Below are 14,657 nucleotides of genomic sequence, written 5' to 3'. Positions count from 1 at the left end.
CCTGAGCCGTTTCACTTTCCGAGGTGGACCACGTCCCCGGAAAGCTTCTCTTCGTCGATCATGCGCCCTCCTTGAAGATGTCGCGCTCTGCCGGCAGCGGCTTGTCCTTGATCCACCATCCGACGCCCTTAATGGAAACCAAGCGGCCGCTCTGACCCAGGACGGCGCTCAAGGTGGAGCGCGGTTCCTTGGACTTGAAGGTGATGCCCTTCTTGTCGAGCTCATTGAAGATGGTGCCGAGGGGGACAGGCCGGCCCGCGCTCTGGATCATTCCTTCGGCAATAGAAATTGAGGCCTTTGTGATGCTCACGCTCGGATCGATGGGGCGTTCCCAAGGAAGCGCCTGCCGCTGTGGTGCAGTCGCCGCCGGCGCCGCAACCGCGGGCGACGTCGTCGCTTCGACGACCTGCAAGTTGTATTTCGCCGTCAGCCGCTCAAGCTGTTCCAAATCCTTATCAATCTCGGCAGCCTGGCGCTGGGCTTGCTCAAGAATCTGGGCCTTGCGCTCGGCCAGCACCTTCCTTGGGTCAGCCATAGGTACTCTCCGTATAGACTCGCTATCCCAAGTATATAGGGGCGCTCCCAAGTTCCCGTCAAGGATCATAGGGCTCGTTCCCCTTATATTCACAGGCCCAAGATGAGGCTTTGGCTGGCCTCGGTTGCTCCGCGCCCTATTGGGAGCGTCAACCTCGTCGCTATGGAGGACCAAAAAAAGCATCAGCCTTCGCTCTCTCCCTTTGCCTCCAACAAGTCGGCTTCCTGTTCGTCGATGGGGTACTTGGACAGCGCGTATCTTTGCTTAAGCGCAAGATCGGCTAGCATCGTCTTGTATTCGGGGGCCAAGTCTAGAAATTGGGCTTTCGCCCATTCGCTCCGCTGCACAATGAAAACGCTGGCTACGAAATCGCAGCGAGCCCAAAGATACTCAAAAAAGGCTGCCTTCAGCTTATCGAGAGATTCGTGCTGGCGGTCGTCGCATTGTGCTTTGATGTGGTCGAATGCGTTCTCGATGTCGCCGGATACTCGTTGAACGGCTTCTTCCATGCCCTCATCGTCCTTCACCGAGGCATACTTGGGACTCAATAGGACGTCGCCATATTGCTTCTCGAATTGTGACGTCAGCCACAGCGCGTCTTCGACGCACTCAAGAGGATCGTCTTCGTTCTCATCAGGCAAACCAAGAACGTCTGTTTCATGAATAAATTTGTGACGCGCATCGAAGACGCGCTCTAGGCGGTCAAGCTTCGCTGCATACTCCTTGTTCAGGACGGTGTCGCCGTTTGTTCCAATATTCACAAAGTCCCAAGGGAAATCATGCGGCTTGCCAAGAAGCACTGAAAAGAAGTGGCTTGCCCTTTCTCGATAGGCCGCCAGCGTCGAGACGGAAATGTTTGCAGCGACGATATCCGCCAGACCGAACGTTTTGCTGGTCGCTGATACTAAAGTGTCGGTGTCCACCTGAATGTCTTTATAGAGCGCTCGTAGCATGTCCGGGAAATCATCAAATGCTTCCGCCGCGGCTGCATAAAAGTACTTGATGTGGCTTTCGAGGCAGGTGCATATCCCGACGAGAAGGTACTTGCGGTACGACGCCGGCGCGTTCGCATAGTCTTCTTTGAGTCGCCAAAGACGTTCTTCCGCAACCCCGGCCGCATCGTGATAGCTAGCGCCACCTCTCCGTTTCGCAAATTCAGCTATCCGTTGTTGTGAGGCGAGGCGCTTCGGTGCTTTTGACATCAACAGGTCTTGCTCTCTCAAGTAGACGGTTCTTTAGCTTCGGTTGAGGCCGTCGCGCTCGTCGGAGGTGTCGGCGGTGGGGGTGGAGCGGCAACTACTGGAAAGGGCTCCACAATATCCTTGGCGCCGATATCCAATGCTCGCTCTAGCAGAGCGTTGAATGCCGCTTCTGTGAGTCCTGGCGTCTTCTTTTGTTGATGCATCCGAATGATGTGGTGCGGATTCCAAATCAACACGTGGCTGATGTCACCCGATTTGCCGGGCTTAATGTCTATGAAGTTCAGCTCCTTGAGCAGCAGCATGCGCGTTCGCCAAGTGTAGACAGCGCGCTGGCCGGTAAACCCAGCAGCATGGGCCATCTCATGGGGTTTCGATAGATTCACCATCGAGTTGTCCCACGTGTCGCACCAGAGGGCGAGATAAGTCGAAGAAAGCGGTTTTCCGTTGCTCAGGTCGTCCATGATCCTGAGGATGAGAGGCATTGTCTTTGGGATCGTGGCAAAGCCCTTGTTGGCTTTGCGATGCCAGAGCCAGGGGTCCGCCCCCGGCCACAATGCTTCGCGCTGGGCGAGCTGCTTCGCGACGATAGCCTTGCCTGCGGCAACTGTGGACGGGATGGCCATTCGAAAGACTTTCAGATTGAGGAGGGAAGCGGGACCGGGGTGGAGACCGGCCCCTAAGTGAGGTTCCCTCGGCATCGAGTTTGGACCCCGATGCTTGAAGGCAAACTTACAGTAAATATCAATAAAATCAATGACTTAGATATTTACTGGTTGGAGGCGAGTTGCAGTCGATTGCATTTCATATACTCGAAAATTCACGAGCCAGCGTAACTCAAGGTATCGAGTTTAGTCAAACATTTCGAGCGGCTCCCGAAAAAGGAAGCCTTTTCAGAGCCTTAGGGAGGCGTGCCCTATACTCAATGTGCTACTGTGCTGTATCGTGCTAAATTGTGCTCGATGTGCTCGCAGCGAACCAGGCACCCGCCTGGCCCTGCGAAACTGGAAACTTCAAGCGAGCCGCCGCTGGAAAGCCGGACAGGGGAAGCGGCTGGCTCGCTTGCCCCTGCCGCGCCCGGAAGTGAGAAGAGGCCGCAGGGAGTCGGGGGTTCTTTCATGAACATGGTCACTCCACCGACTTAACCATGGTCAGAGCGGGCCGATCCGCTCCGAGAGACGACCTCCCGAGACGACGGCTTATCGGGAGGGTATTCGCTTAAGCCGCCTTCACCCGCTGGACCTTGCTCCTCTCCGTGCCGGCGAACTGGACGCCGAGCACCGCTCGAGCGCCGTCTCTGCCGGCTTAAGGGGCATTCCAGGGCGGAGAGAGCCGTCACCCTCGCCCCGCGAGGCTTCGCATCGCCTGGCGCCGGAGTCTCCCGCATCCGCCTTCAGGGCTTCAGCGGGACGAGCGCGGAAGCGGCAAAGAAAAACCCGGGCGTTTCGGCCCGGGTTTCGTTGGTTTAATCCTGCCTCACCGCTCAGGCGGCGGGCGGCATGTACTTCGAGGCGGAGGCCTTGATCGGCTCGGCGGTCTCGGCGGCGACGCGCTGGCTGAGCTCGACCAGCTCCTTGGCCTGCGACTGCAGGGTCTCGAACTGCTTGCGGGTGTGACCGGTCCACAGCTCCAGCGCTTCGGCCGGCGACTTCAAGCCGAACAGCTGCTGGGCGAAGTCCAGCTGGGCGCTGGTGTTGGCCTTCATGAACTCGACCAGCTTGGCGGTGTACTCGCTCGCGCCCTTGCTGGCGCAGGTGAAGACGGCCTCGACGGTGCCGTTGTGGGTCTCGGCGGCGTCCTTGAACTTGGCGTAGCTCTCGCGGGCCTGCGACACGCCCTTTTCGGCGAACGCACGCATCTGCTCGGGAACCTCGAACGGAATGATCGAGGCAGAAAACGGATCAGTCGCACCTGTCATGGTTGTCCCTCACGCTAATGAAAAAATCGAGTGAGCCTTCTGGCGCGCCCGCCGGCCCCGATTTTGGGCCCTCGCATTCAGCGGGTACGAAGACTGGAAACGCGAAACGAATGAGATGGCTCGCCCAGCGTCCAGCACCATATGTGCCTATCATGTCAACATTGTGCATCGCAACGCGCCAGGAGGGTGCGCTGCGAAATTTAATCTCGGGGAGGGCGAGGTTCCGGTATGGGGGAACCGGGGGTTGAGGTGGGGTGGGCCCGCACCGCCGTCATTCCGGGGCCTGAGCGCAGCGAGGGAGCCCGAAATCCATCGGGCCGCAGAGTCGGGGGATGAACGGATTCCGGGTTCGCGCTGCGCGCGCCCCGGAATGACGAGCTGGTGGGCGATTGGCGCCTCGCCTTGCACCGGTAGGCCACCCCGCGAATCCCTTGGATGCAGCATCGCTGCGGCTTGCGGGGTTGGCACCATTAAGGTTATCGCCGCTTAGGGGCGCCCTTCCGGGCTTGCGGCCGTGGACCTGCCCGCGCCTCTCGGGCGATAACTCTTTCTTAAGGCTGCCATTCCGGCAGCCGCCACCTGATGCGCGAGCGACAGCCGGCCTTATGACGCGTTCGGATTTCCAGTTGCGAGGTGTGGGCGATCCGCGGCTGGCCGTGCATGCGACCTCGCCGCTGGCCACCTGGCTGTGGTCGGTCGACGGCTCGCGCGTGCTGTGGGCCAATCCGGTCGGTGCCAAGCTGTTCGGCGCGGCGAACAGCGCGGGCCTTGCGGACAAGGTGTTCGGCCCGGCAGATCTCCATCGCCGCCAGGTGGCGCGGCTCGCCGGGCAGCTGCCGGCGAACGGCACCGTGCGGCTCGAGCGGCTGCGCGGCTTCGGCGCCCGGCTCGGCACGCTGATGACCTGCGCCTGCGCGCGGCTCGACTTCGCCGATGGCGGCCATGCCGTGCTCGTCACCGCAATGGATGCCAACTCGCGCCCGATGCCGCTGGTCGAGCGGCTGCATCGCCTGGTCGCGGGCGCGGGGGTGCCGATGGCGGCGTTCGCGCCGGACGGATTGTTCGTCGGGGCGAGCGAGGCCGCCTGCTCCCTGCTCGGCTTCCGCGATCTCTTTAAGGCCGGCCTCGACCGGGCGCGCAGCGATGCGCTGGCAACCGGCCGCGCCGCGACGCCGATCGGGATCGGCCAGATGGTGCTGCAACGGGTCGGCACGGGTGCGGATGTCGGCCTGGTCGCGCTGATCGAGCCTGCCGCCAAGACAGAGGCGGCGCCCGAGGTCGCGCCCGTCGAGCCGCCGGCCGCAGCGCCAAAGGACGCACGGCCTGCGCTGCCGAGCGAGGCACCGACCGCGTTCGCGCTGTTCGACGCCTTCATCGACCCGGCCGAAACAGCCGCGCCGGCCGCGGCCAAAATTCCGATTGAAAACACTCCGGTTGAAAACCCGCCGGAAGCCATTGTGTCGCCGCAGGTTGCGCTGATCACTGAAGGCATGGTCGAGCCGCCGTCGGGCCAAGAGTCCCCGGGCCAGCAAGAGCCGCCCGCACCGCGACAGCATCCGCTGCGCTTCCTGTGGCAGATGGATGCAGAGGGTCGCTTTGTGCTTCTCTCCGATGAATTCATCCGACTGATCGGCGCGCACACGGCCGCCGGCTTCGGCCGCCCCTGGCGCGAGATCGCCGAAAAATTCTCGCTCGATCCGGAGGGGCGCGTCGCACAGGCGCTTGAAAGCCACGACACCTGGGCCGGCATCACCGTGAACTGGCCGGCCGATGGCGGCGAGCGTCTGGCGGTCGAGCTCGCGGGCCTGCCGGTCTACGACCGGATGCGCAACTTTGCCGGCTTCAAGGGCTTCGGCGTCTGCCGCGATCTCGACGGCCTCAACCGGCTCGAGGCGCTCCGCCGCTTCGAGCTGCTCGCCGCGCCGCCGGCGCAGCAGGGCCCGTCCGCTGACGCCGTCGAGCCCGATCCGGAGCCGGAGGCCAAAGCCGAGACCAAGCTCGAAGGCGAGCCCGAAGAGAAGCCGGAAGCAACGGCAGCGCCTCCGCCAATCGAGCCACCCGAGCCCGGGTCGACACCCGAGCCTGAACTGCCAGAGCCCACAAGCGACGCGAATTCACACCCAACCGATCTGGAAACGCCCGTGGAAACGCCTCCCAATGTCGTGCCGTTCCGACCGCACGGCGACACGCGCTCCCCGACGCTGACGCCTGTCGAGAACAGCGCGTTCAACGAGCTCGCGCGGCAATTGTCCGAACGGCTCGAACGCGAGCGCGAGACCATCACGGCCGATGCGGACGATCCGGCGGCGGAGATTGCAGCCGAACCACCGGAGCCCGAGGCGCCGCAGGCCGCGGCCGAATGGCTGACCGAGCCCGCGCCGCCGGCACGCGGCATCAGCGCGCGCGACCGCACCCTGCTCGATCTGTTGCCGACGGGAATCCTGATCTACCGGCTCGACCGCCTGCTCTACGCCAATCCTTCCTTCCTCGCGCGCATGGGCTATGCCAGCCTCGGCGCGCTGGAGAATGCCGGCGGGCTCGATGCGCTCTATGTCGAGCCGGGCGTGTCGGCAGCCAGCAGCACCTCGCAGGGCGGCACGCCTGTCACCATCAGCGCGACGGTCGCGAACGGCGAAGCGCCGCTTGCGACGACCGAGGCGCATCTGCACACGATCGACTGGGACGGCGAGAGCGCGCATGCGCTGATCTGCGCGCTGCCGCAGGCGATGCCCGTCGTCGCAACGCCCGTCATCGCAGAGACCATGGTCGCGGAGACCATTGTCGCCGAGGCCTTCTACGAACCCGAGTCCGCGGCGGGCGAAGCCGAGGCCGAGGATCTCGCCGCCATCCTCGACACCACGGCGGAGGGCATCGTCATGTTCGATGCCGAAGGCAACATCCACGCCTGCAACCGCAGTGCCGAGGCGCTGTTCGGCTATGACGGCGAAGCGCTGCTCGAGCAGAACCTCTCGACGCTGTTCGCGCCCGAGAGCCAGCAGATCGTCGCCGATTATCTCGAAAGCCTGAAGAGCCAGGACATTGCGAGCCTGCTCGACCACGGCCGCGAGGTGCTGGGACGCGAGAAGAAGGGCGGCGTCATTCCGCTCGCGATGATCATGGGCCGCACCCGGCCCGACGGCCCGAACTTCTTCGCCGTGTTCCGCGACCTCTCGCAGAGCAAGAAGGGCGAGAGCGAATTGACACAGGCCCGCCGCCTCGTCGACGGCGCGGCCAATGCCAAGGCAGACATGCTGGCGCGGATCAGCCACGAGATCCGCACGCCGCTCAACGCCATCATCGGCTTCGCCGAGGTGATGATCTCCGAACGCTTCGGCGCGCTCGGCAACGAGCGCTATGGCGAATACATGAAGGACATCCGCGCCTCCGGCGAGCGCGTCATCGCCATCATCGACGACCTGCTCGAGCTGTCGCGGATCGAGACCGGCAAGCTCGACCTCACCTTCGACAACCTCAACCTCAACGACCTCGTCGAAGCCTGCGTCGCGGTGATGCAGCCGCAGGCCAACCGCGAGCGCATCATCATCCGCACCTCGCTCGCCCATGCGCTGCCGCAGGTCAACGTGGATGCGCGCGCGATGCGGCAGATCACCATGAACCTGATCTCGAACTCGATCCGGCTCGCCAGCGCCGGCGGCCAGGTCATCGTCTCGACCGCGCTGACCGACCGCGGCGAGATCGCCTTGCGCATCCGCGACACCGGCCACGGCCTCACCGAGCGCGAGGTCGCCGCCGCGATGGAGCCGTTCCGCACCCCGCCGCCCGGCGATGCCGCGGACAGCTCGGCGCTGAACCTGTCGCTGACCAAAGCGCTGGTCGAAGCCAACCGCGCCCGCTTCAACATCAAGAGCGCGGGCCATTCCGGCGCGCTGATCGAGGTGGTGTTCGCGCCGGCGCTGGCGCAGGCCTGAGGGCTCACTGGCTTGCGGGCAGACCGCGCGCAAGCGCTGCCGCCTGCTGCAGGCTGATGCCGTTGGCCAGCGGGTCGGCATGGCGATGCGCCAGGTGCCACTCGGTGCCCACGCGCCTGTAGACGAGCGTCACGCGCAAGGCCCATTCCTGCGCCGGCAGCCCTCCGACCTCGACGCTGTCCCGCTCGATCAGCGCCAGAACGACCATGTCCTGCGAGCCATAGGTCTGGACGACCTCCTGCCTGTGCGAGCCGTTCCTGAAGAACCGGCCCATCCGCTCCCACCTTTCGGGCGTGTACTCCGCGGCCTTCGACGGCACCCCGCCGAACGGCGACATCAGCACGAAGTCGTCGGTGATGGAGATCATCTGCCGGTAGGCCCCGACGTCGCCGCGCATCAGCGCCGCGTTCGCCTGCTGGGTGTGGGCAATCAGTTTTGCGATCACGTCGTCGGCCGTGGCCGCCTCTGCGACGACGAGCGGCATGCACGCCATCCCCGCGAGGGTGTGACGCCTGGACATCGCCGCCGGCGCAGCTGCGCGATGCGGATCTTGATCGTTCTTCATGCGAGGGCTCCGGTGCTGATGGTTCATGCGGTTGCACGAGACGCTGGATGCCGCTTTGACCGTGATGAAGCCAGTGATAAGATCTCAGGACCATGCTGAATCCGGCTCAGCTCGCCCGTGTCGACGTCACTCTCCTCGTGGTGTTCAGCACCGTGCTGGAGGAGCGCCAGGTCTTGCGCGCGGCGGACAGGCTCAATCTCACGCCGTCCGCGGTGAGCCACGGACTGCGGCGGCTGCGGCGCATCTTCCATGATCCCTTGTTCCTGAAGACGCCGAACGGCGTGAAGCCGACGGAGCGTGCGCTCGCCCTTGCCGGTCCCGTCACCGAGCTCCTGTCGCGCCTCGACGCGATCGTGTCGGCAGCCGCACCGTTTGACGCAAGAACGGCGACGCGCTCGTTCACGATCGGCGCACCGGATGCGCTTGCCGCGGTATTTCTCGCTTCTCTCCTCAAGATCCTGGCCCGGGAAGGACCGGGGATCGACATCCGATTGCTGCAATTGATGCCGCAACGTCAGGGCAGGTCGTCGAGCCAGGCCTGGCAGGACACGCTCTCGGAGCTCGATTCGCACCGGCTCGACCTCGCCGTGCTGCCGGTCGGCCCGCTGCCGTCACGCTACGCCGAACGATTGCTGTTCGAGGAAGACTTCGTCGTCGCCATGCGCAAGGGGCACCGCATGGCCCGCAAGGTCACGCTCGCGGCCTATCTGGCGGCACCGCAGTTGCTGGTCTCAGCCATTGGGGATGCGCTCGGCATCGTCGACATCAGGCTTGCCGAACGCAGCCATACCCGCCGCGTGGCGCTGACCGTGCCCAACTTCATGATGGCGCTGGCGCAGCTCGCCGAGAGCGATTTCATTGCGACCTTGCCGCGTCATCTGGTCGAACGCCATGCCGCGCGATTCGACCTGGTGACGCGTCCCGTGCCGTTTCCGTGGACGCCCGACCCGGTGCGTGTCGTCGCCTCGCAAGCCGCGATGGCGGATGCCGGTGTAGCCTGGCTGTTCGAGACGGTGGCGCGCTGCATAGGTCCGGTGGCGCGTTCAGCGCCCAAGCGTCGCGTCTCGGCCTGAGGCCAGATAACAAAAGGGCACGGCGCGCGCCGTGCCATTTCGCATTTCTATCGCCTGGTCTCAGCTGTAGATCTCGAACAGGCCGGCGCCGCCCTGGCCGCCGCCGATGCACATCGTCACCACGCCCCACTTGGCCTTGCGGCGGGCGCCTTCCTGCAGCAGGTGGCCGGTGAGACGGGCGCCGGTCATGCCGAAGGGATGGCCGATCGCGATCGAGCCGCCGTTGACGTTGTACTTGGCGGGATCGATGCCGAGCTTGTCGCGGCAATACAGGCACTGGCTGGCGAAGGCCTCGTTGAGCTCCCACAGATCGATGTCGTCGATCTTGAGGCCGGTGCGCTTGAGCAGCTTCGGAATCGCGAACACCGGGCCGATGCCCATCTCGTCGGGCTCGCACCCGGCGGTCGCCCAGGCGACGAAGCGGCCGAGCGGCTTCAGGCCGCGCTTCTCCGCGTCCTTGGCTTCCATCAGCACCACGGCGGCGGCGCCGTCCGAGAGCTGGCTGGCATTACCGGCGGTGACGTACTTGCCGGGACCCCTCACCGGCTCGAGCTTGGCGAGACCCTCCAGCGTGGTCTCGGGCCGGTTGCACTCGTCGCGATCGACGACGTAGTCGACGATGCTCTCCGCCTTGGTCTGCTTGTCGACGACCTTCATCTTCGTCTTCATCGGGACGATCTCGTCCTTGTACCTGCCCGCCTGCTGCGCCGAAGCCATGCGGCGCTGCGATTCCAGCGAGAACTCGTCCTGATATTCGCGGCTGAGCTTGTAGCGCTCGGCGACGATGTCGGCGGTGTCGATCATGGCCATGAAGATGTCGGGGGCGACCTTGAGCAGCTCCGGGTCGATCGATTCCTTCGGCGTGGCGCCGCCGGGAATCGAGATGCTCTCGACGCCGCCGGCGACGATGCAGTCGGCGCCGTCCGAGCGGATCGAGTTGGCGGCCATCGCGATGGTCTGAAGCCCGGAGGAGCAGAAGCGGTTCACCGAGACGCCGGCGGTGGTCTTCGGCAGGCCGGCGAGCAGCGCGGCCTGGCGGCCGATGTTCGGCGCGCCATGGGCGCAATTGCCGAGATAGCAGTCCTCGACATAATCCTTCTCCACGCCGGCGCGGCTCACGGCGTGCTGGATAGCGTGGGCCGCCAGCGACATCGGCGGCGTGATGTTGAACCCGCCGCGGCCGGATTTTGCGAGGCCCGTGCGCGCATAGGAAACGATGACGGCTTCACGCATTGTTTTCTCCCTTTCGAACGATTGGTACGGAGCGTAGTTACGAGGCGTTCTGGCGCCATTGGTACACAAAGTTGGGCGAGCGCGGAAAATAAAAACGCCGCCTCCGGGTGACGGAGGCGGCGTTGTTCCGCCGGTCGGAATATCGATACGAGCCTCGCTCTATCCACACGTCATGCCCGGGCTTGTCCCGGCCATCCACGTTCTTCGTGCCGAGCGGCAATACGTGGATGGCCGGGACATAGGCGAGCGGAAGCGACGCCGTCCTTTCGGACGGCTATGCCCGGCCATGACGCAAGAGGAGAGAGCGCAATCAGAACGTGAGCGCCTTGGCCTGCTTGACCTGCGGCAGGGCCTGCACCTTCGCGAGCAGGTCCGCGGGCACCGCGCCGTCGACCTCGACCAGCGCAATGGCATCGCTGCCCGGCGCGACGCGGCCGAGATGGAAGGTCGCGATATTGAGCTTGGCGTCGCCCAAAAGGCTCGCGAACTTGCCGATGAAGCCCGGCTTGTCCTCGTTGGTGACGTAGATCATCGACTTGCCGAACTCGGCGTCGACACGGATGCCCTTGATGTCGACGAGGCGCGGCTTGCCGTCGGCATAGACGGTGCCCGAGACCGACCGCTCCTGCCGCTCGGTGGTGACGGTGACGGTGATCAGGCTCTCATAGTCGCTCTGGGCGGCGCGCACGATCTCGTCCACCACCATGCCGCGCTCCTTGGCGATGACGGGCGCGGACACCACGTTGATCTCGCCCAGCATCGGCCGCAGCAGGCCGGACAGCACGGCGGAGGTGATCGCCTTGATCTTCATCTCGGCGACGTGGCCCTCATAGGTGATCTCGACCTTGAGGATGCCGGTCTCGGTGAGCTGGCCGGCGAAGGAGCCGAGCTTCTCGGCAAGCGCGATGAACGGCTTCAGCTTCGGCGCTTCTTCGGCCGTGATCGAGGGGAAGTTGACGGCGTTCGAGATCGCGCCGGTGAGCAGGTAATCCGACATCTGCTCGGCGACCTGGAGCGCGACGTTCTCCTGGGCTTCGGTGGTGGAAGCGCCGAGATGCGGCGTGCAGATCACGTTGGGATGGCCGAACAGCACGTTCTTGGTCGCGGGCTCCTCGATGAACACGTCGAAGGCGGCGCCCGCGATCTGCTTGGAGTTGAGCGCATCGAGCACCGCCTGCTCGTCGACCAGGCCGCCGCGGGCGCAGTTGATCAGGCGCACGCCCTTCTTCATCCTGGCGATCGCGGCTGCGTCGATGATGTTCCTGGTCTTGTCGGTGAGCGGGGTGTGCAGCGTGATGAAATCGGAGCGCTTCAGGAGATCGTCGAGCTCGACCTTCTCGACACCGATGTCCTTGGCGCGCTCCGGCGACAGGAACGGATCGAACGCGATCACCTTCATGCGCAGGCCGAGCGCGCGGTCGGCGACGATCGAGCCGATATTGCCGCAGCCGACGACGCCGAGCACCTTGCCGGTGATCTCGACGCCCATGAAGCGGTTCTTCTCCCACTTGCCGGCCTGGGTCGAGGCGTCAGCCTGCGGGATCTCGCGGGCCAGCGCCAGCATCAGGGTGATGGCGTGCTCGGCGGTCGTGATCGAATTGCCGAACGGCGTGTTCATCACGATGATGCCCTTGGCCGTGGCGGCGGGAATCTCGACATTGTCGACGCCGATGCCGGCGCGGCCAATCACCTTCAGCTTCGCCGCCTTCTCGAGAATCTTGGCAGTTGCCTTGGTCGCCGAGCGGATCGCAAGGCCGTCGTAATTGCCGATGATCTCGGCCAGCTTGTCCTTGTCCTTGCCGAGGTTCGGCTGGAAGTCGACCTCGATGCCGCGATCCTTGAAGATCTGTACGGCGGCGGGCGAGAGCGCGTCGGAAATGAGAACTTTGGGTTTGGTCATGGGATGTGTCCGTGGTGCGGGCTGCATTTACGGAACGTCATCCGCGGGCTTGACCCGCGGATCCATCTCTCTTGATTGATGGATGGCCGGGTCTAGCCCGGCCATGACGAGACTGAGTTGAAGTGCGTTACGCCGCCTTGGGCAGAGCGGCCTTGGTCTCGGCGAACGCCCAGTCGATCCACTGCGTCAGCAGCTCGACGTCCCTGGCCTCGACGGTGGCGCCGCACCAGATGCGCAGGCCGGCCGGCGCATCGCGGTAATAGGCAAAGTCGAAGCCGGCGCCTTCCTTCTCGACCAGCGCGACCAGCTTCTTGCTGAAGTCGGCCTGCGCGTCCGCCGAAAGCGAAGTGATCGCGGGATCAGTGAACTTGAGGCACACCGAAGTGTTGGAGCGGATCGAAGCGTCCTTGGCGAGGAAGTCGATCCAGGGCGTCTTCGCCTTCCAGTCAGCGAGCACCTTGGTGTTGGCGTCCGCACGCGCGATCAGCGCCTTGAGGCCGCCGATCGACTTGGCCCAGTTCAGCGCGTCGAGATAATCCTCGACGCAGAGCATCGACGGCGTGTTGATGGTCTCGCCGACGAAGATGCCTTCGTTGATCTTGCCGCCCTTGGTCATGCGGAAGATCTTCGGCAGCGGCCAGGCCGGCTTGTAGGTCTCGAGCCGCTCCACCGCGCGAGGCGACAGGATCAGCATGCCATGCGCGGCTTCGCCGCCGAGCGCCTTCTGCCAGGAGAAGGTGACGACGTCGAGCTTCGGCCAATCAAGAGCTTGCGCGAATGCGGCGGACGTCGCGTCGCAGATGGTCAGGCCTTCGCGGGTCGCGCTGATCCAGTCGGCGTTCGGCACGCGCACGCCTGAGGTGGTGCCGTTCCAGGTGAAGACGACGTCGCTCTTGGGATCGACCTTCGACAGATCGGGGATCTCGCCGTAAGCCGCGTTCAGCTTGGTGACGTCCTTGAGCTTCAATTCTTTGACGATGTCGCTGACCCAGCCCTCGCCGAAGGATTCCCAGGCAAGCGTGGTGACGGGCCGCGCACCGAGCAACGACCACAGCGCCATCTCGACCGCGCCGGTATCGGAGGCCGGCACGATACCGATGCGGTAGTCGGCGGGCACCTCGAGCACTTCGCGTGTCAGGTCGATGGCGAGCTTGAGCTTGGTCTTGCCGATCTTCGCGCGGTGCGAGCGGCCGAGCGCAGCGTCCTTGAGATTTTGGGCGTTCCAGCCGGGGCGCTTGGCGCAGGGACCGGAGGAAAAATGCGGCACGGTCGGCCGCGAAGCGGGCTTCGCTACAGTCATGATCTACCCTTCCAGATAGTAAGCCTCCCGTTGGGGGGAGGTGTCCCGCCGCGGCTGATACGGGAAACGGGAAGGCCAGTCAAGGAAGTTCCGGGGCCTCACGGGCGAGTGATGGCGCCTCGGGTGCGATCTCCGGCGATTGGACGACGGCGAGCGCATTCAGCAAGTCCGTGGCATCGCTGATCAGTTGCGCGGCCCTGCGGCGGCTGCCGACCTTCAAAATGCATTTGTCATGGGCCTGCACGACGTAGTCGTTGCCGACCTTGATCATTGAATAGCTTGTCATCGAAATCCCCGAACCGACCGAGCTCGGTGCCAAAAGCTGCCGTAGCACCGTTCGTTCCCGATTCAACGTGAACGACGGACAGGTAGTTTACCGCACATTAAGATGAACGAATGCGCGATCCGAATTTGCTGATCGTGCAAGGCTCGCCGCCAGAGCCCCATTCCGATACAATTGGAACGGGACTCTGGATTCTTTTATTGACGCGTTCTCTTGACGCGAACCGGTATCCACGAAAATGCTTCCGCTGCCTCAAAAGCGGACAGTCATGCCCACATGGCTCGCGGCAAATCCGAGCCGCTTGTAGAAGCGTTGCGCGTCGACGCGCGTCTGATGCGTCAGCAGTTCGACGAGATTGCAGTCGCGCGCCTTCGCTTCCGCGACCGCCCATTGCACCAATTGCTCGCCGATGCCGCGGCTGCGACAATCGGAAGCAACGCGAACGTCCTCGAGCAGGCCGCGCAGGCCGCCTTGGGAACTCAGGCCCGGCAGGATCGCGAGTTGCAGGCAGCCGACCACCCTGCCCGCGCTCTCGGCAACGACGAGCGTGAGATTCGGATCGCGCTCGACCCGCGCGAATGCGTCGTAATAGGAGGCGGGCAGCGGATCCTCCACGCGCTCGCGCGCGCGGCCGAGATGATCGTCGGCGAGCATCGCAACGATCGCGGCAACGTCCTCGCGGCGCGCGGGACGGATCGAGAGGGCTTCGGCATTCATGTCAG

12 protein-coding genes are annotated in these 14,657 nt (G+C 64.3%); 2 read left to right on the top strand and 10 right to left on the bottom strand.

From position 1 onward, the window contains the following. Positions 1–58 precede the first annotated feature (58 nt). From ACSHT2_RS25560 to ACSHT2_RS25545, 4 genes are all read right to left on the bottom strand, one after another. Positions 59–535: a hypothetical protein gene (locus ACSHT2_RS25560; RefSeq protein ID WP_239621352.1), complete on the bottom strand. Its 477-nt coding sequence runs from the start codon at positions 533–535 to the stop codon at positions 59–61. 182 nt (positions 536–717) lie between these two features. Further along, positions 718–1,737: a hypothetical protein gene (locus ACSHT2_RS25555; protein ID WP_440637272.1), complete on the bottom strand. Its 1,020-nt coding sequence runs from the start codon at positions 1,735–1,737 to the stop codon at positions 718–720. A 17-nt stretch (positions 1,738–1,754) separates the two neighbouring features. Beyond that, entirely contained in the window at positions 1,755–2,360 is a 606-nt protein-coding gene (locus tag ACSHT2_RS25550) for a hypothetical protein (RefSeq protein WP_440637270.1), read from the bottom strand. A gap of 857 nt (positions 2,361–3,217) precedes the next feature. Then, positions 3,218–3,652: a phasin gene (locus ACSHT2_RS25545; protein WP_440637269.1), complete on the bottom strand. Its 435-nt coding sequence runs from the start codon at positions 3,650–3,652 to the stop codon at positions 3,218–3,220. A 605-nt stretch (positions 3,653–4,257) separates the two neighbouring features. On the opposite strand from ACSHT2_RS25545, the gene ACSHT2_RS25540 reads away from it, so the two are divergent. Continuing rightward, positions 4,258–7,581, top strand: coding sequence for a PAS domain S-box protein (locus ACSHT2_RS25540; RefSeq protein WP_440637267.1), 3,324 nt, complete (start codon positions 4,258–4,260; stop codon positions 7,579–7,581). Between the two features lie 4 nt (positions 7,582–7,585). Here the strand turns inward: ACSHT2_RS25540 and ACSHT2_RS25535 are convergent, their stop codons facing one another. Further along, complete coding sequence (locus ACSHT2_RS25535; protein ID WP_440637266.1) at positions 7,586–8,146, bottom strand: YybH family protein; 561 nt, start codon at positions 8,144–8,146, stop codon at positions 7,586–7,588. Between the two features lie 92 nt (positions 8,147–8,238). Between ACSHT2_RS25535 and ACSHT2_RS25530 the strand changes: the two genes are divergently transcribed. Beyond that, positions 8,239–9,219: a LysR family transcriptional regulator gene (locus tag ACSHT2_RS25530; RefSeq protein ID WP_440637264.1), complete on the top strand. Its 981-nt coding sequence runs from the start codon at positions 8,239–8,241 to the stop codon at positions 9,217–9,219. Positions 9,220–9,279: 60 nt separating this feature from the next. Here ACSHT2_RS25530 and ACSHT2_RS25525 read toward each other — a convergent pair whose 3' ends face one another. The 5 genes from ACSHT2_RS25525 to ACSHT2_RS25505 form a co-directional block, all read right to left on the bottom strand. Further along, positions 9,280–10,452: a thiolase family protein gene (locus ACSHT2_RS25525; RefSeq protein WP_440637263.1), complete on the bottom strand. Its 1,173-nt coding sequence runs from the start codon at positions 10,450–10,452 to the stop codon at positions 9,280–9,282. A gap of 310 nt (positions 10,453–10,762) precedes the next feature. Next, entirely contained in the window at positions 10,763–12,352 is a 1,590-nt protein-coding gene (serA, locus tag ACSHT2_RS25520; protein ID WP_440637261.1) for a phosphoglycerate dehydrogenase, read from the bottom strand. A 127-nt stretch (positions 12,353–12,479) separates the two neighbouring features. Next, positions 12,480–13,652, bottom strand: coding sequence for a phosphoserine transaminase (locus ACSHT2_RS25515; protein ID WP_440637260.1), 1,173 nt, complete (start codon positions 13,650–13,652; stop codon positions 12,480–12,482). Positions 13,653–13,731: 79 nt separating this feature from the next. Further along, positions 13,732–13,938, bottom strand: coding sequence for a hypothetical protein (locus ACSHT2_RS25510; protein ID WP_028180066.1), 207 nt, complete (start codon positions 13,936–13,938; stop codon positions 13,732–13,734). 249 nt (positions 13,939–14,187) lie between these two features. Beyond that, positions 14,188–14,652 (bottom strand): GNAT family N-acetyltransferase, encoded by a 465-nt coding sequence (locus ACSHT2_RS25505; RefSeq protein ID WP_440637257.1) that lies wholly within the window; start codon positions 14,650–14,652, stop codon positions 14,188–14,190. Between the last annotated feature and the right edge of the window lie 5 nt (positions 14,653–14,657).

The organism is Bradyrhizobium sp. PUT101 (genome assembly GCF_052043945.1).
In the GTDB taxonomy this organism is placed as follows: Bacteria; Pseudomonadota; Alphaproteobacteria; order Rhizobiales; family Xanthobacteraceae; genus Bradyrhizobium.
The sequence above is the reverse complement of the archived record's forward strand: the minus strand, read 5'-3'. Positions and strand labels throughout refer to the sequence as shown.